The sequence below is a fragment of the Bradyrhizobium sp. CCBAU 53340 genome (assembly GCF_015291645.1).
In the GTDB taxonomy this organism is placed as follows: domain Bacteria; phylum Pseudomonadota; class Alphaproteobacteria; order Rhizobiales; family Xanthobacteraceae; genus Bradyrhizobium.
In genome coordinates this window covers 617,528-639,265 of record NZ_CP030056.1, presented here as the reverse complement: position 1 = coordinate 639,265, position 21,738 = coordinate 617,528, and the positions used below count along the sequence as shown (strand labels likewise).

The 21,738-nt window shown below is 58.7% G+C and carries 15 protein-coding genes and 6 pseudogenes; 14 read left to right on the top strand and 7 right to left on the bottom strand.

Annotation, left to right across the window (positions count from 1 at the left end; all coding sequences use genetic code 11):
• Positions 1-895 precede the first annotated feature (895 nt).
• Positions 896-1,199 (top strand): annotated as a pseudogene (locus XH89_RS42275) (IS3 family transposase); the annotation flags it as partial.
• Here the strand turns inward: XH89_RS42275 and XH89_RS39555 are convergent.
• Positions 1,179-1,465 (bottom strand): annotated as a pseudogene (locus XH89_RS39555) (transposase domain-containing protein); the annotation flags it as partial. The pseudogenes XH89_RS42275 and XH89_RS39555 overlap by 21 nt on opposite strands.
• Positions 1,466-1,474: 9 nt before the next feature.
• On the bottom strand, positions 1,475-2,515 hold the full coding sequence (gene nolL, locus XH89_RS39550) for a nodulation factor fucose acetyltransferase NolL (RefSeq protein ID WP_210345287.1): 1,041 nt from the start codon (positions 2,513-2,515) through the stop codon (positions 1,475-1,477).
• A 1,075-nt stretch (positions 2,516-3,590) separates the two neighbouring features.
• Between nolL and dctA the strand changes: the two genes are divergently transcribed.
• Positions 3,591-4,820 (top strand): C4-dicarboxylate transporter DctA, encoded by a 1,230-nt coding sequence (dctA, locus tag XH89_RS39545; protein WP_206733223.1) that lies wholly within the window; start codon positions 3,591-3,593, stop codon positions 4,818-4,820.
• Between the two features lie 839 nt (positions 4,821-5,659).
• Positions 5,660-6,331, top strand: coding sequence for an FkbM family methyltransferase (locus XH89_RS39540; protein WP_128929894.1), 672 nt, complete (start codon positions 5,660-5,662; stop codon positions 6,329-6,331).
• Between the two features lie 169 nt (positions 6,332-6,500).
• Here XH89_RS39540 and XH89_RS42270 read toward each other — a convergent pair whose 3' ends face one another.
• Positions 6,501-6,632: a transposase gene (locus tag XH89_RS42270; protein WP_237867166.1), complete on the bottom strand. Its 132-nt coding sequence runs from the start codon at positions 6,630-6,632 to the stop codon at positions 6,501-6,503.
• A gap of 370 nt (positions 6,633-7,002) precedes the next feature.
• On the opposite strand from XH89_RS42270, the gene XH89_RS41590 reads away from it, so the two are divergent.
• From XH89_RS41590 to istB, 4 genes and pseudogenes are all read left to right on the top strand, one after another.
• Positions 7,003-7,311 (top strand): integrase core domain-containing protein, encoded by a 309-nt coding sequence (locus XH89_RS41590; RefSeq protein WP_128929896.1) that lies wholly within the window; start codon positions 7,003-7,005, stop codon positions 7,309-7,311.
• A gap of 238 nt (positions 7,312-7,549) precedes the next feature.
• A complete protein-coding gene (locus XH89_RS39525) occupies positions 7,550-8,575 on the top strand; it encodes an IS110 family transposase (RefSeq protein WP_164934317.1) in 1,026 nt (341 codons plus the stop codon).
• Between the two features lie 281 nt (positions 8,576-8,856).
• A pseudogene (istA, locus tag XH89_RS39520) lies at positions 8,857-10,329 on the top strand (IS21 family transposase).
• Positions 10,326-11,134: pseudogene (gene istB / locus XH89_RS39515) on the top strand (IS21-like element helper ATPase IstB). The pseudogenes istA and istB overlap by 4 nt, the downstream one beginning before the upstream one ends.
• A gap of 1,024 nt (positions 11,135-12,158) precedes the next feature.
• On the opposite strand, the gene XH89_RS39510 reads toward istB, so the two are convergent.
• Both XH89_RS39510 and hisC read right to left on the bottom strand, forming a co-directional pair.
• Complete coding sequence (locus XH89_RS39510; protein WP_128955129.1) at positions 12,159-13,172, bottom strand: LLM class flavin-dependent oxidoreductase; 1,014 nt, start codon at positions 13,170-13,172, stop codon at positions 12,159-12,161.
• Between the two features lie 37 nt (positions 13,173-13,209).
• Positions 13,210-14,262, bottom strand: coding sequence for a histidinol-phosphate transaminase (hisC, locus tag XH89_RS39505; protein WP_232995662.1), 1,053 nt, complete (start codon positions 14,260-14,262; stop codon positions 13,210-13,212).
• Positions 14,263-14,917: 655 nt separating this feature from the next.
• Between hisC and XH89_RS42265 the strand changes: the two genes are divergently transcribed.
• The 3 genes and pseudogenes from XH89_RS42265 to XH89_RS42255 all read left to right on the top strand — a co-directional run bounded on the left by XH89_RS42265 (position 14,918) and on the right by XH89_RS42255 (position 15,579).
• Positions 14,918-15,310 carry a transposase gene (locus tag XH89_RS42265; RefSeq protein ID WP_128929899.1) on the top strand — a complete coding sequence of 131 codons (393 nt, stop codon included), beginning with the start codon at positions 14,918-14,920 and terminating at the stop codon, positions 15,308-15,310.
• A pseudogene (locus XH89_RS42260) lies at positions 15,292-15,336 on the top strand (hypothetical protein); the annotation flags it as partial. The gene XH89_RS42265 and the pseudogene XH89_RS42260, both read left to right, overlap by 19 nt.
• A gap of 45 nt (positions 15,337-15,381) precedes the next feature.
• Positions 15,382-15,579: a DDE-type integrase/transposase/recombinase gene (locus XH89_RS42255; protein WP_167506288.1), complete on the top strand. Its 198-nt coding sequence runs from the start codon at positions 15,382-15,384 to the stop codon at positions 15,577-15,579.
• Positions 15,580-15,730: 151 nt separating this feature from the next.
• Here XH89_RS42255 and XH89_RS39490 read toward each other — a convergent pair.
• Positions 15,731-16,269 (bottom strand): annotated as a pseudogene (locus tag XH89_RS39490) (IS30 family transposase); the annotation flags it as partial.
• A gap of 560 nt (positions 16,270-16,829) precedes the next feature.
• Here XH89_RS39490 and XH89_RS39485 point away from each other — a divergent pair.
• The gene (locus XH89_RS39485) at positions 16,830-17,246 is read left to right on the top strand and encodes a MerR family transcriptional regulator (RefSeq protein ID WP_128929901.1); all 417 of its coding nucleotides are present in this window, start codon (positions 16,830-16,832) and stop codon (positions 17,244-17,246) included.
• Positions 17,247-17,451: 205 nt separating this feature from the next.
• Here the strand turns inward: XH89_RS39485 and XH89_RS39480 are convergent, their stop codons facing one another.
• The gene (locus XH89_RS39480) at positions 17,452-18,393 is read right to left on the bottom strand and encodes a LysR family transcriptional regulator (protein ID WP_128929902.1); all 942 of its coding nucleotides are present in this window, start codon (positions 18,391-18,393) and stop codon (positions 17,452-17,454) included.
• A gap of 725 nt (positions 18,394-19,118) precedes the next feature.
• Between XH89_RS39480 and XH89_RS39475 the strand changes: the two genes are divergently transcribed.
• The 3 genes from XH89_RS39475 to nodC are packed head-to-tail and all read left to right on the top strand — an operon-like array spanning position 19,119 to position 21,686.
• The gene (locus XH89_RS39475) at positions 19,119-19,712 is read left to right on the top strand and encodes a NodA family N-acyltransferase (protein WP_128929903.1); all 594 of its coding nucleotides are present in this window, start codon (positions 19,119-19,121) and stop codon (positions 19,710-19,712) included.
• Between the two features lie 11 nt (positions 19,713-19,723).
• A complete protein-coding gene (gene nodB / locus XH89_RS39470; RefSeq protein ID WP_128930191.1) occupies positions 19,724-20,368 on the top strand; it encodes a chitooligosaccharide deacetylase NodB in 645 nt (214 codons plus the stop codon).
• Positions 20,369-20,375: 7 nt separating this feature from the next.
• Positions 20,376-21,686 (top strand): chitooligosaccharide synthase NodC, encoded by a 1,311-nt coding sequence (gene nodC, locus XH89_RS39465; RefSeq protein WP_128929904.1) that lies wholly within the window; start codon positions 20,376-20,378, stop codon positions 21,684-21,686.
• The last annotated feature ends 52 nt before the right edge of the window (positions 21,687-21,738 follow it).

The following is a 21,738-nucleotide window of genomic DNA, read 5'->3' as shown; positions in this document are numbered from 1 at the left end:
GGTCATTCAAATTGCAAAGCTTACAAAGCGTACCGTTGGGTCGCTGCGTCAGAAGGCGCGAAAACTTGGCTTGCCTCTCGGTCACCGGCGCTAATCAGGGTCCTAACTCGATGGCTCTCTATTATTATCCCTCTCGTAACCACGCCATTGATGATGGCATTAGCTAGTGATCCGCCCTTCAGGGGGCCTGCGCCCGAAGCAGCAGTCGTGGGCAACGACAAACCTTCGCTATCGGGCCAGTGCAATTCTCTCGTGTTCCATGTGGATTGGAACGTGCGGGGTCGTTCCCGTATTCCACAACATCTCGGTAAATTCGTCGCCCCCCGGGCAGGATGCTGCATCTCGTTCACCCTTGAAGGGAAGGGCGCAAATAGAGCTTGAGCCCCCCTAACCCGATTTGGCGGTTTCGCGATCGCATTTGATGTCTGTATCTCGTCTGGCTTGCCCAATCACAAGCGTCACATTATGCAACTCTCAAAGCATGGTGCCCCGCGGACCACACGAGCTCTGCGCCTGCCGTCACGACATCGCGTTTTGACGAGTTGAGTCTGGATTAGTGCGCTGCATCGCTCGGCTCTCACGAGCTTATCGTGGTGCGGTGATCCATTCATGTGTGTCTACCTTACAGCGATCAGGCGCGAGCATCTCCTGCAAATGGGACGCTATTTAACTTGCTCAGCCGCGAATTCGTCTCTCTTATCTTTCTGATATCCCCTGGAGCTCGCGTACGGTTTTCGATTTAATCCACCAGGTGTGTGCGGCTACCAAGTGGGTTTCAGATAGGTCGGGTAAGAGTGGATGATCGCGCTAGCTCCTGTCACCATGCGCACGGCTCTGCGGGGCTGGTTGAGCGATCCACGAGCCGAATAGCCGGCACTAGCCGAGCCGCGGCAGCGAGGGAGAGCCCCGGCAACTAACCGGATCTAGTGACTTTTATCGCGGGAAAGGCCCCCCGTCCGCCAGCGGCGGGCTCGCCACAAAGCCGTGGGACCGTGCCACGACCCTTGTCGAGGCGTGGCCCAACGCGAGCCGTCGCTGGACTTTGTGCAAGACAGGTTCTCCAGTGGATCTCAGGATGGCGCGTCGCCCGCGAACTGACGGCGATCGTCGAGCGACGCGACAAGCCAGGAATGATCGTGTCCAACCACGGCACAAGTGTAAGCGGCAGGGTGAGGCCGTCAGATGGCGTGGTTCCATGGCATAAGGGCGTGGATTTCGCTGCTCAGCCAGCCGTTGGCGATACGCTGAAGCGTGAGAGCAAGCCAGCGAGCGGATCGACGTTGTTCTTCTTCGCTGTCTGCAACAGTGTCGCGATGGTCGCCCAGGTTCGTCTGCCGCCGTCGCTGCCGGCAAACAGACTATTCTTTCTCGTAATTGTTTGTGGCCTGATGGCGCGCTCGACGATGTTGGAGTCGAGCTCGATGCGACCATCGGTCAGGAAGCGTTCGAAGATGGCACATCTGGCGTCACGACGCTAAACGCTTCTGTCCCAAACGGAGGCCACACGGCCAATAGCGATCCGAGTAGCGCTCCGGCGACACTCCCAGATCCTTCGAAGGCCGCGCACAATCCACTGAATCGCTGCGGCGATGACAACAATTCCCGCCCCTAGCGCCGCAGCGATTGCGATTCTAACTGATAGCTCGAAAGGTCTTTCAAACGAAATAAAGTCCATCAAGCGGAACACGGCGCCCTGGATCAGATAAAGGACCAGCGTACGCTGCCCAAGACCTACCGCAACGAAGAGAACCACGCGACTAGAACAGCCAAAGCGCCAGACCTGCAGCAACACTTCCATTGCAATTGCCGAGGCAGATGCAGAGCCAAGAAACATAAGCAACACTTGCTTTGTATCGTGAACCAGTACTAGGTTGTTGTAGGCGTAGGTTGTTTTGTTCCAGTTGAAATAGCACGCACAAGCCATTCCACTAAGCAAGACCATCAAGAGCGATTTGTATCGTGAGATTATGGCCGTCCGCCATTCCTTCGAATGAGCGAACACGACTCCAAGGCAAAAGAATGGGTAAGTGTATCGCGCCAATGGCACTATCGAAACTGTCAACGGAGTGAGGGCAACAAAGATCGCTGACGTGCCAATCACCCAGGCCGATACCCGGCCGCACAACGCGAAAAGACTCCTCATGACGAGGAATGAGGCAAATGTGGTCCAAATGAACCAATATGAGCCTACTAGCTCCTTCGCAAGGTCAAACAGTACATCACGCAGGCTTGTTGGCACTGACCCCGTAGCTAGCTTGAACGCCCCCAACTTGATTGCTTCGAGAAGCGTGCCGCAAAATAGCGCCGGCAGCAACAATTGCTTCACACGATCAGCGACGCTGCGCGACAGCGACTTGTAAACTAGCGCTCCGTGGGACAAATAGCCGCTTATCGCCATGAAGAGCGGCATGTGAAACATGTAGATGAACTTGAAGTAAGGCGAATGCCAATATTCGTTATTTCTACAAATAACGTATTGTATCAAATGTCCGATGATCACCAAGATGATGAGCATGCCTTTAGCAAAATCAAGGCTTAGGTCTCGCGGCGCTCCTTTGAGCGCCTGCGAACTACACTCGGTTGATTGTGCTGAGCAATGAAACATGATGCCTCGGCATGCGATTTACGACCCGCGGAGCGCCAGTTGGGCTGACCCGATCGGGCTCGAAGGCTTCCCGACCGATTGGTGCACCCTCCGACGAAACTGACGTAATCATTGCGACGAATGCGACAATTCCGCCGTTCCGTTCCTCGTCTTTGCTCATCTTTCCAGATTGGTACAATCGGTTGTATTGATGCGACACATCCAGATGGTGAATGATGTGAGACGATCGCCGCCCGGCCACCGTTACCAGAGCTCTTGCACAATTAGTCGTCTTGCTACCCGCAATCAATCGGCTGCGTTTACGCACCCCATGGTCTCCGCAATAATAAGGCTCTCCTTGAACAGTAACACTCGTGGCACGCAGTTTGCTCTTTTAGGGCAAAGCTCACGAGAATAGGGGAGGTCCGCATGCACACTTCGTCTGCATGATCCAGATGCCCGGGAATAACCAGATTCCTCATCCCGTTACTATCATGCGCCACGCAGCCTGATCGATCTCGAAGAAGAACGCAGTCTTCTCTAGCGAGGCGCCCTTAGACATTGGATGCAGGAACGTGAAATAGTGAAGTACCTGCGCTTACGCCCACAGACCCTCTTGGCGGAACGCTGCGACTGGGAGATGAAGGTCGTGATTTTGGATCACCTAGACTGGGAGCGTGTAAGGCAGCTATTGCCCGCTGACCGGTGGCGACGAGGCTGCGCAAAAACAGCTCAATCGCTGGCTCTTTTTGGTTTGATCCACGACAGCCTAAAAATACTCGAATGAACTCGGGATCGGCCTGAGGCGAAACCGCTTAAGCCGCCTTCCTGAGCACGCCCACATGCCCCAATAACATGCCGGCCACTATGCCTCACTGGCGCTGCCAACGCCAAAGCTCGTTCTGCACACTGGGAGCCGATCGCCAGGAAGGATGGAGACATGACCAAACCCATTGGAGGCGTCGGGCGCGCCGAGCAGCCGCGTGCCGGAGCCCGCTCACATAAAATGCTATATGTCCAGGTTTTGGCGGCAATTGCTCTCGGCGGCATCGTCGGCTGGCGCTGGCCGCACCTGGCCACTAATGACTGGATCAAGGCGCTGGGCGAGGGCTTCATCAAGTTGATCAAGATGGTGATCGCTCCGATCGTCTTCTGCACCGTCGTCTCCGGCATCGCCCATATCCATGATGCCAAGAAGGTCGGACGCATCGGCGTGAAGGCGTTGGTCTATTTCGAGGTCGTCTCCACCTTCGCGCTCATCATCGGCCTCATCATCGGCAATGTCGTGAGGCCGGGCGCGGGCTTCGGCAGTGCGGCGGCCAACGCGCAGGCGGTCGCCAACTACGCCAAGCAGGCCGAAGGCCAGAAGTCGGTCGACTTCATCCTGCACATCATTCCCGACACCGTGGTCGGCGCCTTCGCGCAAGGCGAGATCCTGCAAGTGCTGCTGTTCTCCGTCCTGTTCGGCTTCGCTATCCTGGGGCTCGGCGAACGCGGCCATTTGATCCGCAGCTTCATCGATGATGCCGCGCATGCGGTGTTCGGCGTGATCTCGATCGTAATGCGCGCGGCGCCGGTCGGCGCCTTCGGCGCGATGGCCTACACGATCGGCAAGTTCGGGACCGGCGCGATCCTCAATTTGATGGGCCTGATCGCGACCTTCTACGTCACTGCGGCCCTATTCGTGCTCCTGGTGCTCGGCATTATCGCGCGCCTTGCCGGCTTCTCGATCTTCAAGTTCCTCGCCTACATCAAGGACGAGCTGCTGATCGTGCTCGGCACCTCGTCCTCGGAGAGCGCGCTGCCGTCCTTGATGGAGAAGCTGGAACGTCTCGGCTGCTCAAAATCGGTGGTCGGCCTCGTGGTGCCCACGGGTTATTCGTTCAATCTCGACGGCACCAACATCTACATGACGCTAGCGACGCTCTTTATCTCGCAGGCGCTCGGCTACGATCTGACGTTCAGCCAGCAACTCACGATCCTGCTCGTGGCGATGCTGACCTCGAAGGGGGCCTCTGGCATCGCCGGTGCAGGCTTCATCACGCTGGCGGCGACGCTCGCGGTCGTAGATCCACGGCTCGTGCCGGGCATGGCCATCGTGCTGGGCATAGACAAGTTCATGAGCGAATGCCGCGCGTTGACCAACCTCTGTGGCAACGGCGTGGCCTGCGTGATCGTTGCCTCGTCCGAGGGCGAGCTCGACCGAGAGACCTTTAATGCGGCTCTGAGCTATTAGTTGCAGCCGTTATGGCCGTCATCTCGCACCCTGTCATGGCGCGGCGGCCTGCACGGTGCACAAGTTGGTATGAACATAGGTCTTGAAACCGAGCACCGGAGCCGTTCACTCGGCAGTATGTCAACGGCCATTGATGCCATCTTTGTAAGTGACGTGCCATCGTGGTGTCGCACATCAACTTAGAGAGGGCAGGGCATCGGGTCCCCACCTAAGTTTGAATGACCATAATCATCGCGAGTGCGGGTGGCCCCGTACGCCCGGCAGCACGCGGCCAGACCCCAGGCGCCACCATCGGACGGTGATTGCGCGTGTGTTGTATTTAAATGACCTTTTCGCTGGCCTCTGGAGGCCAACTATCCATTAGCCAAATATAGCCCATCATTGAAATCGATTGTACAGCCGAGGGTGGGCCGCGCAATAGTAAGCAGCAGCTCGGTGCGAGCTCGCAAATAGAGATCCCTCAATGAATATTAGGGCGCAGAACGCTACCGGAAACACGATTGTTGATACGCTCCTATTTGCCTACTGCTTGGCCAGATCTCACCGATTGTGGACGCTCTATCCAACCATAGGGTTGCCTGTCTCGCCTCCGATCGCGTGCTCTCGGGTAGCCGCACCGTTTCCTCGACCTCGCAATTTCCACTTGTGAACGCGGCTCTGAGCCAAAGGCTACTTACCCCGGTCAATGATCCGCCAGAGCCTCGCAACAGAGCTGCCATTGCCCTCTCAACGTTGTTACTCGTTACTCGACGAGTGCCCTTATTGAGCAACCCGCCAGCACCTCCCAGGCTCCTGGTTCCACCGGTTAACACACATCGCAACGAAAAGGATAAGGACAGATGCTAGAGTCGTTACCTACACTGGAAATACACCAGAAGATCGTTTCTCATCTTCGGGTCACATGCCCGGTTATCTTGGACATTGGATGCAATGATGGTAGCGACACACAGCGATTTCTTGAGCTGTGTCCAGACGCCAGCGTATACTGCTTTGAACCTGACCCTCGCGCAATAGCTCGCTTCAAGGAGAATAAGCGTCTGGCTCGACCCAACGTGGCGCTCATGCAGCTCGCCATCAGTGATCGAAACGGTACCATCGAGTTTCATCCGAGCAATGGGGACGGAGATGCGAGGGGGTGGGACTTATCGGGCTCCATACGTAGACCCAAAAATCACCTTTCAGAATATGATTGGGTTCGCTTTGATGACTCGATTCTGGTCGAGACCCAGCGACTGGATGACTGGAGCGGCGAAGCTGGTCTCAGCGGCCCTGTTGATCTAATCTGGATGGATGTTCAAGGAGCTGAGTCGGACGTAATCGCTGGCGGTCAGAAAACCCTGGGCAGAACACGGTTCATCTACACCGAGTATAGTGACCGCGAACTGTACGAAGGCCAGCTTTCACTGCGCTCCATCCTTGACCTCCTTCCCGCGTTCGAAGTGGTTACTCTGTATCCGCGAGAGATTGAGGGCGACGTTCTGCTTAGAAACAAGGTGCTCCGGTCTGTTTGAGGAAAGCCACGCTCGGCAGAGTGGATGACCGACATGCGCGGTTCGCGGGCTTGTTTGTACCGCAGCACTCCTATCGCGGGGCCGACGATGAAGTGGCAAGTTGCCGAAGCTTTGTTTGCATACCGCCTAGGGTGGCTCGTTGGCTATCCAAAGCGCGCCAGGATACGGCTCAGACAATTCCCAGCCCGGAGGCATGCATGGGCAGATCGCAGGTGGCGCATAGATCGATGCGTTCCCGTGGGAGATGCTCCGCCAGTGGCCGGCGGGCTGGCTTGCGGCGCTCGAACGATGGCACCGCCATCTTGTCCGCAGCCACCTGAGACCGGTCTGGACTGCCCAGCTTTTTCCTCCAGGCCAGCGAGCTGCAGCTCGAGCCAGTCCAGCAATGCGCCTCGCTCCGGAGGACTGTCCGAACTGCTCGTGCTGGAGCTTCTTGAGCGTGAGCTTCTCGATCTCTCGATCAGCTAGGTCCCCGCTTGCCTTCCGCCCCGCCGGCGAACCGGACTTACGTCCGCCGCGCAGGCTGTCTGCAGCGTCCGAACCGCTGATCGCGCAACCGATTTAACTCCATTGAGCGCGGCAACTCCAAGATGGTGGTCAACGACAACAGCGAGGCCGACAGCAATGGCATCATGTCGTGGGCTGATCAGAGCCGCCTAGCCTGGCACTAAATGGGGCCCGGCAAGCCTATGCAGAATGCGCATCGAAGACTTCAATGGCCAGCTGCGGGGCGAGCCGCTGTTTACGTCCCTGCCCAGGCCCGTGTCGTGCCTGGGTGCCGGCGGGCCGATTACAACGACGCGCGACCACACTCCCAGCTCGGATGGAAGACCCCGTTCGGGTTCGTCTTCACCTGCCGGGATCTGGCACTGCGCTATGCGAAGGCTCCGCGTCAGCTTGTCGCGCGGCGATCAGGATGGAAGGCAGCGTCAATCAAGGTGAGAGAGTTTCGCTGGGCTCGTGACGTAGGGAGGGCGTAGCCCGACCGGAGTTACGAGCCCAGCGTCGGCGCGATCCCGAGGAGGACCGCGCCGACTGGTGATCGCGGCCGGCGGGGTTATGCAAGTGGTTCTTCCGCCAAGAGGAATCACTCGCGTGCCCGGCCGACACATCACAGATCACCAGATGAGATGGGATGGTTGCCGCCCTCCCCAGACGGCATCGTAATGTGCCAAGAACGCAGTGTTTGAACCCCGAAGCGAAGAGGACGGCAAATTGATGGATACGGTGATCGGAGTGGATCTAGCCAAGAATGTGTTTCAGCTCCACGGGGCGTCAATGGCGGGACACTTGAAATTTCGAAAGAAACTGTCGCGGCTTCAGTTTCGGAAGTTCATGGCGGGCCACCCATCGGCAGTGGTGGTGATGGAAGCCTGTGGCAGCGCCCACTATTGGGCACGGGAGATGGTCAAGCTCGGCCATGAAGTGAAACTGATCGCTCCGCAATATGTGAAGCCTTTTGTGAAACGCCAAAAGAACGACGCGGCTGATGCCGAAGCAATCGTGATCGCGGCACAGCGCCCCGAGATGCGCTTCGTCGAGCCGAAATCGGAAGAACAGCAGGCCAGGGCAGTGCTCTTTCGGGCTCGGAAGCGCCTTGTTCATCAGCGCACCGATCTGGTGAATGCGCTGCGTTCTGTTCTCTACGAATTCGGCCATATCATCCCGCAAGGAATCGAACAACTTAAACGCATTGACGCAATCCTCGAAGATCCGAACAGCGATCTACCAGAACTGGTCCGCGAGGAATGTCGGAGTCTCATTGATCAGATCGCCTACAAGACGGAGCGGATCGATGCCAAGGCAGAGCAGCTCAAGAAGTTGGCGACGCGGACGGTCACGGCGCAGCGGCTGCAGACAATGCCGGGGGTCGGCCCGCTGACCGCACTCGCGATCGAGGCTTTCGCGCCCGACATGGCGGCCTTTCGACGTGGCCGAGACTTCGCGGCTTGGCTCGGCTTGGTCCCACGGCAACATTCCTCAGGGGGAAAGGAAAGGCTCGGACGCGTTTCGAAGGAAGGACAGGCGGACATTCGCCAGTTGCTCATCGTTGGGGCGATGTCGCGGCTGAACTGGCTCGGGCGCAAGTCGATCCCTAGCGGATCCTGGCTGGCGCAGATGCTGGCGAGGAAGCCGCGCATGCTTGTGGCGATCGCCTTGGCGAACAAGATGGCTCGGACGATTTGGGCCATGCTCACCCGGAAGGAGGATTATCGGAACCCAGCGCAGGCAGTGACGGCATGACTGCATGCAGCACGAAATAGCCTGACGTTGGCGAAGGGGGTGTGAGAAGGCGACGACCCGAATGGGCGCAACGATCGAACAGATCTGGATCAGGAAACCAGCTAGAGCCAAAGAGCCGACGTGCTCGGAGATGAGAATTGGACCTGGTCCGCGGATCACCATACCGGCCAGCGGCTTCTGAAAATGCCGTAAAGGAAGGCCTGACAGAAGACCGCACTCGATCACACGCCAAAGGGTCAGAAACTTCTTGCATTGCGGGCGGCAACCACAGAAGGCTCTACATGAAGTACCGTCAGACCGATAGCCCGCCAGTGGCGGCGGCCAAGGCGTCATTCAGTGCGTCGACCGCCTATCGGATCGAGAGAGATCCCCGATTTCCATCGCAAAGGAAGGCGCCCCGCGGCCGGCGACGACCGGACCCGTTGAGCGAGGTGTTCGAGACCGAGATCGTCCCGATCCTGAAGGCGGCACCTGGCTTACGCCCGGTGGCGGTGTTCGAGGAGATGCTACGGCGTCATCCGGATCTCGGCATCGGTATCCGTCGTACCCTGGAACGTCGGATCCGTGCATAGCGGGCGGTCCACGGCGAGGAGCAGGAGGTGATCTTCCGCCAAACCCACGAGCCTGGCCAACTCGGCCTCTCCGACTTCACAGACATGGACGAGTTGGGTGTGACGATCGCGGGTGCTCCGTTGGATCATCGTCTCTATCACTTCCGTTTGGCCTATTGCGGGTTCGAGCACGCCCACGTCGTGCTTGGCGGCGAGAGCTTCGTCGCCCTGGCGGAAGGCCTGCAGAATGCCCTCTGGTCGCTCGGTGGGGCGCCGCGGGAGCATCGGACCGACAGTCTGTCGGCCGCATTCTGCAATCTCAATCGTGATGCACGGGACGATCTGACGCAGCGATACGAGGCCCTTTGTGCCCATTACGGCATGCGGCCTTCCCGCAACAATCGAGGCGTCGCCCACGAGAATGGCTCGATCGAAGGGCCTCACGGTCATCTCAAGCGAGCAATCGCGGACGCCTTGCTGCTGCGCGGAACTGTCGACTTCGACGATCTTGCCACCTATCGCGGCTTCATCGACGAGATCGTCAGCCGCCGCAATGCCCGCAACGCCAAGCGGATCGATAGCGAGCGCGTGGTGTTGCAGGAGCTGCCCGATCGGCGCACCTCCGACTACGAAGAGGTGATCGTCCGCGTGACCTCGTCCGGCGGCTTCACCCTGCGCAAGGTGTTCTACACGGTGCCATCGCGCCTGATCGGTCACCGGCTGCGGGTGCGCCTTTACGACGATCGTCTCGACGTGTTCGTCGGGGGCACCCATCTCGTCACCTTGCCGCGTGGGCGGCCGCATCCCAATGGCAAGTACGACCAGGTCGTCGATTATCGGCACGTGATCCATTCCCTGCGGCGCAAGCCGATGGCACTTCTCAATCTGGTCTACCGGGATCGGCTGTTCCCGCGCGATGCCTACCGGAAGACCTTCGATCGCTTGCGCGAACGCTTGCCGGACAAAAAAGCCTGCCGGATCATGGTCGATCTCCTCGCGCTCGCTCATGAACGCGGCTGCGAGACCGAACTCGCCGATCAGCTCACCGCCGACCTCGAGGCCGGCCAACTGCCCGACATCAACCGGCTACGTGCTTACTTCGCCCCCGATCCCGCCAACCTGCCGAACGTCGTGGTGCAGCTCGTGCCGCTTGCGACCTACGAATGCCTCATCGGTACCGCCGAGACCGGAGGTGCCGCATGAGCGTAACGAACACGGTTGATGCCGCGCGCCTCAATCTGTTGCTCAATGAGCTCCGTCTGCCTGCCATCAAGGTGCTGTGGGCGCAATTTGCCGAACAGTCCGACAAGGAAGGCTGGCCGGCCGGCCGCTTCCTCGCGACCATCGCCGAGCACGAGATTGCCGAACGCGGCCGCCGTCGGACCGAACGACACCTTGTCGAAGCACGTTTGCCCACCGGAAAGACCTTCGACAGCTTCGACTTCGAAGCTGTGCCGATGATCTCAAAGGCGCAGGTGATGGCGCTCGCCGGTGACAGCTGGCTGGGCAAGGGCGCCAATTTGCTGTTGTTCGGCCCGCCCGGCGGCGGAAAGAGCCACTTGGCGGCAGCGATCGGCCTGGCCCTCATCGAGAACGGATGGCGCGTCCTCTTCACCCGGACCACCGATCTCGTGCAGAAGCTCCAGCTAGCGCGACGCGAGCTTAACCTCGAGGCGGCCATCAATCGTCTCGATCGCTTCGATCTCCTGATTCTTGATGATCTCGCTTACGTCACCAAGGATCAGGCCGAGACCAGCGTGCTGTTCGAGCTCATCAGCGCACGCTACGAGCGCCGCTCGATGCTGATCACCGCCAATCAGCCATTCGGCGAATGGAACAGGGTCTTCCCGGACCCCGCCATGACCTGGCCGCTATCGATCGCCTCGTTCATCACGCCACCATCGTCGAGATGAACGTCGAGAGCTATCGCAGACGGACCGCCCTCGAACGAAAACGCGGTCCCGGACGGCCGCCATCGCACGCGACATCCAAAACCGTCGCTGATTGACGCTGCGCGACAATCAGAGTTCAACAAAACTCTTGCGCGCGACAATCATCGCGGCAATCATCATCAGGCCGCGACACGCCTCGCCATCCTGATTGCCGCGCACTTCCTACCCAGATTGCCGCGCTACATCAGCTCCCGTCGCTACGACCCCAATCGGGAATCCAACAGCCAGAGTGTACTCAGGGCTGGATAATCGTTGGGGGTCAGTCAAAGTCTACGGCTGCTGATGTAGTTCCAGAAGTTCCAAATGGGAGTCGCCAAGTTCCATGCCTTTGTCGGAACGAGCCGCCCGTCCAACAGTCAAGCACGGATGACGCCAGACTGGGGACAGACGCCGGCACTGTCGTCCCCGGAATGTCTACTGAAGGAGCAACAACGGCTCACATCTAGGGCCAAGTAATCTCACCCCACGCGCCAAATTGCTACCTCTCGGTAACATGGCATGATCCAATCCGTCGGGCAGGAATGACAAATTGGGGTTCGCTTGCTGGCTGTGGGCCCATCCGGTTTGGACCGTGCAAACCACAGCCACGGCAATCGAGGACGACGAACCGTCCGTGATGACGACTACCGCATCCTGCTCGCATCTCGACAAAAGCTCGACAAGTTCACAAACCTTCATCTTCCTAACCAACTTCTCGCCATCTAACCTCCTACTACAACAGCTTCTGTCTCTCTTTGACATTTCGCATTGCTCGGCTGACTGATCCGCCCTCAGTCGGTCGTCACTCTCCTGTTAAATACAGAGCCCACCTCGAGGTCATCGGACCTCGCCACCTTGCGAGGCACCACCACTCGCTCGTTCAGCGCCCGGAAAGCCCGCCGAATGAGCAGACCTGGAGTACTCACCCGCGCCGCCTGGGACAACCATGCTTCGAACACTTGATGTGCCCGCTCGACTGCACTAGGTGCAGCCGAGCGGGCATCCGCTTCACAGGCGCTCGACCTGGCGCCGCAGCGCCTGTCCAGAGAGGATCATGGGCTTCAGCCCACCGAAAGGTTTATCACTCTTATCCTAAGAGGTTCATGGGCCGCCTCCCGCCATAAGTTCGGACCGGAGAATAGTCGCCGTGTTCAAGGCCGCAACAAGCGGGAGATCGCCAAAGGCCACTTGGCAGAGAAGATAGTTAGCTCCCGCTTGCTCCAGGTGATCAATAAGGACACTTCGCACAGAAGCGGCGGTTCCGACAACGCACAATTCACTTTCAATTGCTGCTTCGAAGGTTGGCGGAAGGTTCGGAGGGGCAGGTACCCCGCTGAGATCATAAAGGACCCTAAAGCTCGTGAGCCATCTGTCGTAAGCCGCTGCAGCTAGCGAATACGCATGAGCTTCCGAAGTGTCTGCTACAATCATGCGAAGCAAACCGACAAGCGGAGCCCCTCCGCGCCAATTGCACGCGCGGTACGCGTCAGTCGATTTCCGAACCATAGAGGCCGGGCCAATGCTCGCGATATTGGCACCGATCTCAGCGGCCGCTCGCGCAGAGCCGGGCTGGCTCACGGGAATCCAGGTCGGTGGATGGGGACGCTGATAAGGCGTAATTGCTAACGGCACTTCGTGGAGGCGATAATGCTGACCTTCGTAGGACAAGGTCCCGCCTCGCATCGCTCTGGTCAAGATCTCCATTCCTTCGGAATACAGCTCGCGAGCGCTCTCTGCGCTAACCCCGAAGTACCCCAATTCAATCGGTAGAGAGCCCCACCCGATACCGAGCTCAAGACGACCGCCGCTCAAATGATCCAGCATGCATGCCTCTTCATAGGCCCGAAGGGGGTGCTGAAGGCTTAGCAGCATGACCATCGGCCCGATGCGGAGCTGCTTCGTACGCTGCGCAACGCTCGACAGAAATACGTTAGGCGAGGGCGATCGCCCGTGCGGTGTGCAATGGTGCTCGGCAAGATGGTACGCGTGGTATCCCAACCGGTCACACGCTTCGGCCAACACCAGTCGATCGTTATACTGCTGCGATAAGTCGAGACCGTCTTCGTCCAAGTGGTCAAAGATTCCAAGCCGTATTCGACGTGATACATTTGTCACGTTAGTCCTCCCGATTTGACGAAATCGTTCTCATTAATCAGATCAGCCCCCCAGCAATGCCACTGACCACAGATAAACAGGTGTCCATCTGCTCCGCCGCACCTATTGAGATTCTTATGAAGCCCCCAAGGTCCCCCTCGGGAAACACCGCAACGTTCACATTCTTCCTCTCTAAGGCTTGCTGCCACCATCTACCGTCGTACCCAAGCGGTACGCGAGCCAATACAAAGTTTGCATGTGATGGCAGGACATAGAATCCAAGCGCCGACAGCGCCACCATAGTTCTCTCCCTTTCCTGAACAATGCATTCAATGCACTGATCGTAGGCATTACGATGCTCGAGGATGCTGACGCCAACGGACTGGCTAATCACGCTCATGTTGAAAGGGTTCTGTATGCTACGCAGTCTTGCAATCACCCGCGGGTTACCGAGGCCAAAGCCGATGCGAAGGCCCGCTGCAGCGTAACTCTTCGAAAACGTCCTTAGCAGCAGAAGATTCTGATATCGGTCGATCAGACCCAGTGCATTGTCTGGAGCAAAGTCGACATACGCCTCATCGAGCACGATAAGCTGATCCGTTTCAGCGACCAGTCGCTCAATTTCCGCGATCTGAACGAATGTCCCTGTTGGGTTATTTGGGTTGGCGAGCACGATGAACTTTGCGTCTCCTGCCGCCTGCCGAACACTTTGGCTCGCCGGCAGAGCATTGTGATCGGCCCAATCAACTTCAAGCAAGCGCGCTCCGTTCACCGCCGCCAATTTATGATTGAACGAAAAGCCGGGCGACAACATTCCGACAGTATCGCCAGCGGCAAGAAACCCCCGGTAAATAAGTGCGAGAATCTCCGATGAGCCATTTCCTGCGATCACCTGCTCGACAGAGACCCCATAGGCTCGCGCGGCCGCTGATCGTAAGCCGCCGCTGTCCTCCTCCGGATACCTATTGTGGGTTCCAATCGCGGCAAACGCAGCCCGCATGACTACGTCAGGCATCGGGAACGGGTTTTCGTTCCTGTTGAGGTTCACGCATGGCAGCGAGTACGCAGCGATCCCGGCGGATCTGCCTTCCGCGAGACTCCTGTCTGCCATAGCATGTCGATGAAGGTATTCCTCGTCACCTGACATCCAGATCCTCCTCTATGCAGCCCGACATCCGCCTGCTGCCGCAGGTCGCGCTGCTTTCCCTATCTCTGTTGCGGACCAGCCGCACCTCACCTCTTGGTTTGTTCAAAGCCGGTCACAGTGCCCCACATTGGGCTCTATGGGTTCGGTTGAAGACACTCGAGGCTGTCACACAGCAAGGCGTCAAAATGCAGCCCTAACCGACAGCATCTAGCGCGATCGCCATAGCCATTGCTTACCAATCGAGCTCACTCGGCACGCCTGTGCGCTTCCACCTTTTCCGTGTACAACCTGACCCTGCGGTCGATTCAAGTGGTTTATCCCAAGGCCGCTCCTGCAGACCGACATTAATCAGCTGGAAGCACACACAATCCGAACCAATAATGCCGCCGTTCACAGATCACTCCTTTCGCCACAGGGCCGCCAAAAGCAAACCGCCTGCCCCCCGGCCTGTTCAAATGACCTGTTGAGCCTCTGCCGCTGAATGCCGCACCGATCAGAAACAGCCCGGTGCCACACCGCACATTGGCTCCGGATATTACCGATCTCCCTTGTTGCACCCGTGAACCTCCTCCGAATTGATGGACACCTGTAGTAGGCTCGAAGAGCCAGGAGGTGTCGGATGGAAGGACGTCAGCGTCGGTCGCTTACGGACGACTACAAGCGGCAAGCGGTTGATCTCGTAACATCGAGTTGGCGCTCGATCGGATCTGTTGCCAAGGAGCTTGGCTTGCGAGAGTCCGTGCTGCGGCGGTGGGTGGAGCAGCGAGGGGTTCGGCTGCAGCCGACGGCGGCGGCGCGGCGCCCCACGACGCGGGCGACGCTGCCGTCGGCGGACCACGCGGCAGAGATCGCGCGTTTGCAGCGAGAGAACGAGCGGCTGCGCATTATGCCTGGCGCTCGCGCCCGGGGAGCCGACGATCTGCTGCCAATCGTGACCTCGTCGACGACATCAGGCGGGTCCACCGCGACACCCGCGGGCGTTATGGCAGCCCGCGTATCCATGCCGAGTTGAAGGATCAGGGCCGCGGGGCGAGCCGTGGTCGCATCGAGCGGTTGATGCGGCGTCACGGCAGCAGGGCCATCATGGCGCGGCCACGTCGGGTGCGGACCACCGACAGCCGCCACGACCTGCCGATCGCCCCCAATCTGCTCGACCGCAACTTCATCGCCACTGCGCCGAACCGGATCTGGCTGGCCGATATCACCTACATCGAGACCGATCAGGGCTGGCTCTATCTGGCTGCCGTCATGGATCTGTACAGCCGCAGGATTGTCGGCTAGGCGATGGCGGATCATTTGCGCGCCGAGCTGGCCTTGGCGGCGTTGCGGATGGCGATCGCGGCGCGGCGGCCAAGTGCCGGCCTGATCCACCATTCCGATCGCGGCGTTCAAGGCGGATTCAAGCGGTCGTCGCAACACAGATTGTGTTCACTCACGATAGCAACTCGTCAAGGGCCTCTGCCGGCGTTTTCTAACCCAGGGTTTTTCTCGGTCGAGCATTGAGGGCCGCGGCCACAGCGGCGATCTCGTCGGCGCTGTGGCCGCTCAGGTCGGTGCCTTTCGGGAAGTACTGACGCAGCAGCCCATTTGTGTTCTCGTTGGTGCCACGCTGCCATGGGCTTTGCGGATCGCAGAAGTAGATTTGGACACCCGCGTCGATCTTAAGACGATCGTGCTGAGCCATTTCAGCTCCCTGATCCCAGGTCAGCGAACGACGCAGCTCTTCGGGCAAGCTGATGATGGTGCGCGTAATCGCGCCGCGCACCGCTTCAGCTCCGTGCCCTGCGAGAGCAGGCCCATTCTTCATGCGCGGAGCTTCGCCATGCCCCGCAACCCGGGGAAGATGCAGCAGCATCGTGAAGCGCGTCGTACGCTCAACCAGCGTGCCGATCACCGAGCTGCCAAGACCAAGGATGAGGTCTCCCTCCCAGTGACCGGCACCGCGCGATCGGCCGCTTCGGCGGGGCGTTGTCGCTTAAACTCGCTCCTCTAGGCGGGGGCACCTGAGAGCTTCTCCGTGCCCGGGCCGAGGAGCCTGCGTTTTTTCAAGTCTCCGGTCCTACGCGCCCCAGGTCCGTCTCCGTTCTGCCTCATAGCAGCCAAACCCCTTTGTAAGGAGCCGCGCCGACGTGACGGATTTGAATACAAGCTAAGGGACCACGTTGCATATGCCAGGCCGCATCTATACTCCCGAAGACCTCTTAATGCTCGGACGTCTTCTTGATGAGGCCGTCGTTGCGCTCCCCGATTGCATGCGAACTCCTGCGAATCGCACAGCACTCGCGACGCTCATTCTTGAACGCACGTCCGCCGCGGACGATCTGCGTTCATTTGTCAGGCTGATGCAGCTTGTAGCGCCCTCAACGTAGTTCAGGCCGGATGCGCTATTAGCGCAATATTGCGCTACATGGCCTGCCGCAACACCCGCGTATCGCAAGCTTCGTTCGATCTACGACACGCCGCCGCCCTGCCAGGCAAGCGGTCCGAAAGCGCTTGAACCTCCCCTGGCGTCAGGTTGTACAGGTCCGGCTATGAACAGGCCTTCATTCTATAAGCGTCGGTGGCGGCGCATTGGTGAACTTGCAGATGCCACCGGCGTCACGGTGCGGGCATTGCGTCACTATGAGCAGACAGGACTGCTCACTGCTTCTCAGCGTACGTGCGGCGGCCATCGCATGTACGACGCCGACAGTTTGACACGCGTTTACCACATAGTCGCACTTCGCCGGCTCGGCCTTTCGCTTCAGGAAATCCGGAGCGCTCTTGAAGGACGCTCGTCTCTTTCGCGTTTGTTGAGCGAGCAGCTGGAACGTGCAGAGCGCGAAGTGATGCGCGCAACCGCCGTCCGCGATCTGCTGCGCCGCCTCGCTCAGAATGTCGACGCAGATGTCCGGCTAGACGAGCTACCCAACCATCTGAACCGACCTCCGGGTAAAGTCGACATGTGAGTACCTCTGCTCGAACGGCGCGCTCGGCGGCAATCAGAGTGGGGCCGTCGCCTGTCTGGACGCCGCTGCGCGACACCGTTTCCGACGACCAACAAGGGCATGCGGGTCATTTGCTGCGGCCAACCCGTGTCACGTGGAGGCCAGTAATTGAAGGCTTAGCGCGACATGCTCCGCCGCGTCTGAACGGCCCCAATTGGGGGACGCGCTACTCAGGAGCCAGGCTTGGTTCCTCCTGTGACGAACCGAGGCGAGCGGCTTCCTCAAGCAAGACCTGGCGCATCCACTTGCTTGCAGGCTCATTGTTGTGCAGTGCAGGCCATTGCAGCGTCTCCGTAAAGCCAGGCAACGGCAGGGGAAGCTTTGCAACGCGCAAGGGTAGCGATTTTGCGAAATGCCGCACCAACGTTGCCGGCATGGTCGCTACCCGGTTCGTCCCGACGAGCATGTGGGGCATCATGCTGAAGCCCTGAACCACGACCTCCACGCGCCGCTTAACTCGATGCTCCTGCATGAACCATTCGTCGATTGACGGGACGCGAGAACGGCCGAACCGGACAGCAACGTGCCCCATGGACATGTAGCTTGAGAACGTCAGCGGTCGCGCCAATCGCTTGTTGGAACGGCAGCCCACGCAAACCAGCGTCTCATCAAATAGCGTGGCCTTCGGATGCTCATCCGTCGTGTACACGTCGGGAAGAATGATAAAGTCGACCGCACCCCGCTGAAGGGGGTGGTCGAATGGATCGGCCAGTGGCATCAGCTCGAATTTGATGCCGGGCGCCTCTCGCGCGACGCGCTCAATCACCTTGCGAATAAGCACGATAGCCGCGAAATCGGACATGCAAAGGCGAAAACGGCGATTTGATTCGTCCGGCCTAAAGGGCTCGCGAGACGTGATGGAAAGCTGAATGTGCAGTAACGCTTCGCGAGTAGGTGAGGCGAGAGCCTCTGCGCGTGGGGTCAGGACAAGTTCACGGCCGCTCATCGTGAACAACTCGTCCTTGAAATACGCACGCAGGCGGGCGACCGCCGCACTCATTGCGGGCTGGCTCAAGTTGATGCTGCGTGCTGCTGCCGTCAAGTTACGCTCTGCTATCAGGGCATCAAGAGCGACGAGCAGATTTAGATCTAGGCCACGAAACCGCATTGTTCATTCATCCGCAGTGTAGATGTAACTCATCTAAACAATCGATTTTACCCGCGCGCGCCACGATGGAATAAAAGTGACGTGTCCGACGCAACACGTTAGATTTTGGAGACCACGATCGTGGCGCTGCGCATTGAACATAGTGAACCGCGAATCATAGCGACACCGCCCCAGGCATTTCTTGAAGCTCACATATGGTCTCAGCCCTGCAGACCCCTTGGTCTCGCGACCCAGTTATCAAGCGGCAATGGGCTCTTTACAACGATCAATCGGACAGCGCGCCCCATCCAATCGACACCACCATGCGTGCCCCTTGCAAACAGCAACAGGCGCTATCCCAGTTCGAGCGCGCCATGTCTTACATTAGTAGCCCGTACCAGTTCACACATTCAAACCACCTCGATCACCCCATCAAACATCTTTAAGGCGAGTAATACATCAGAGGTGCTTTGTCTCGCAACTCGCAGGACGCCGATATGTCCGCGAAAGGACGCCGATATACCATCGTATATTGTACAACCTGACCGCACCCACCTTCTTTCTAGCAGGATTCCTGTAGGGCTCCCGCGGCCTGCTACGCATTGCGCCGCATTCCCAAGTCGTTCTTCGCCGAACCGCAGGAGAGCGCCTGCAGCAGCCCCGTGCGCTCGATTCCGTGCGCACCCTGCTGTAGCGCCTCACCTCATGCATACACGGCAATGAAGCCAAACGTAGGAGATGGGTCGATGCGCCCCCCAATACAGTGGCGGACGTGCTGGGAGAATGAGTTGGAGCTATCGGATCATATCCAGCTCTCGGCATTCTTACGAGCGGCTTACGGACCGACCGGAACGTTCAATGCACGTCCCTTTGAGGGCTATCGGAGCTGGGCGGGTGCGAGGCCCGAGCTCCGATGTGTCGGCTACGACAGCAGGGGCGTTGCGGCTCATCTTGGCGCGCTGCGACGGTTCATCAAGGTCGGCGATGCCGACGTGTTGGTGGCCGAACTCGGATTGTACGCGGTACGCCCCGACCTAGAGGGTCTGGGAGTGCCACACTCTGTACGCGCAATGTATCCTACACTACACCTGATGGGCGTTCCTTTCGGATTTGGCACAGTCCGTCATGCGCTCAAAACGCACATCACGAGGTTGCTCGATCGCCCAGGGCTGGCCTCGATCATTCCGGGTATACGCGTCCGTTCTACGCTGGCGGAGGTCTATCCTGCTTTGCCGCCCACGCGAACAGACGACGCTCTTCTCGTCGTTTTGCCTGTCGGAAAGCCGTTGAGCGAATGGCCGCCCGGAACGACAATTGAGCGAAACGGGCCCGAACTGTGACAGGCCTCTCTATGCACTTAACAAGCGTTGGCGATGGCAGGCAGTATGCTGACTCACCAAGCGTCCACTTGACGTTCGACGACGGGCCGCACTCTTTTTATACCCCGCACATCTTAGACATCCTCTCCCAACATAACGTGCCGGCGACGTTCTGCGTCATCGGCAGATATGCAGCAGAACATCCGCACATTACGCGCAGGATAGTTTCCGACGGACACGAACTCGCAAACCACACCATGAACCATCCCGATCTCTCGAAATGCGAGCCAACGAAAGTCGCGTCGGAGATTGCACACGCGAACTGTGCCATTAAGTCGGCTTGCCCGGAGGCTCGGCTCCGACATGTGCGTGCGCCATATGGGCTCTGGACCGAACATGTGCTCTCCTGCGCCGCGAGCGCTGGGCTCGGCGCACTTCACTGGTCTGTAGACCCTCGCGACTGGTCTCGGCCTGGTGCGGATGCGATCGTCAGCGCGGTACTGAGCTCCATCCAACCTGGAGCCATTGTTCTTTTGCACGATGGCTGCCCTCCCGATGAACGCAATTGGGGTCATGATCAAAGGCTGCGCGATCAGACAGTATGCGCCGTCAGCCAGCTAATTCCCGCATTGCACAGTCGCGGCTTTGCAATTCGTCCCATTCCTCACTTTCACTGAGACCAGAATGAGCCTGCTTGTGACCGCCAGCACTGCCGCGATTGGATCATACACAATCCTTTCAGCGTTTTATAAGAGCGCTCAAATGATCTATGCAATAAAGAGCCGGGCCTCATCGCCGCCACTCACGGACGTCGATCACGAAACGATGCCCAGTGTCGACGTTATCGTTCCTTGCTACAATGAAACGCCAGACACCCTGTCGGCGTGCTTAGGCTCGATTGCCGCCCAGGATTTTACTGGACGACTGCGCGTCTATGTCGTTGACGATGGCTCTCAAAACCTCGCTGCTGTCAAAGCTGTCCACGACGCTTACGCGCAAGATACACGATTTCGCTTTATCATTCTGCGAAAGAACGTAGGCAAGAGGAAGGCGCAGATTTGTGCCATCCGGCAGTCATCTGGAGACCTGGTTCTCAACGTCGACTCTGATACGACGCTCGCAGTCGATGTCGTCACAAAACTAGCAGCTAGCATGCACGAGCCGGAAGTTGGTGCCGCTATGGGCCATCTGGTCGCGACCAATCGGGATCGCACTTGGCTCACGCGGCTCATCGACATGGAGTACTGGCTTGCTTGTAACGAAGAACGCGCTGCACAAGCCAGCTTCGGTGCTGTTATGTGCTGCTGCGGACCCTGCGCCATGTATCGCCGTTCGGCTCTTACATCGCTGCTCGACAAGTATGAAACGCAATATTTCCGCGGGAAGCCCAGTGATTTCGGCGAGGATCGTCACCTCACAATACTTATGCTGCAGGCAGGGTTTCGAACTGAATACGTTCCAGATGCGATAGCCGCAACCGTCGTTCCCGACAGGCTCGGACCTTATTTGCGTCAACAACTACGCTGGGCACGCAGTACGTTCCGCGACACGCTGCTAGCACTGCGGCTGCTGCCTCATCTTAATGGCTATCTCACATTAGATGTTATCGGACAGAACCTTGGCCCTCTTCTTTTGGCTCTGTCCATAATGACCGGGCTCGCTCAGCTTGCGACCACGCACACCATACCATGGTTGACGATCGTTGCTATTTCATCGCTAACGCTGATGCGGTGCACCACAGCGGCGATTCGTGCTCGTGAGGTGCGATTTCTTGGCTTCGCGTTGCACACGCCAATCAATCTGTTCCTAGTGCTTCCCTTGAAAGCCTATGCATTGTGTACATTGGATAACAGTAACTGGCTCTCCCGTACGACGCCTCCGGCATCACTCTGCGGGGCTCCGGAAACGATCCACGAACGTGACGCCTGTCACCATGATGCCGCTCGGCGACAGCCGGCAGCGCTGGCGGTCACCGGGGAGGGGACCACCCGTTAAGGCGCTCCAACGCTCGGCCTGTGATCTAGGACCGCGCTCAAACGCGGCGAAA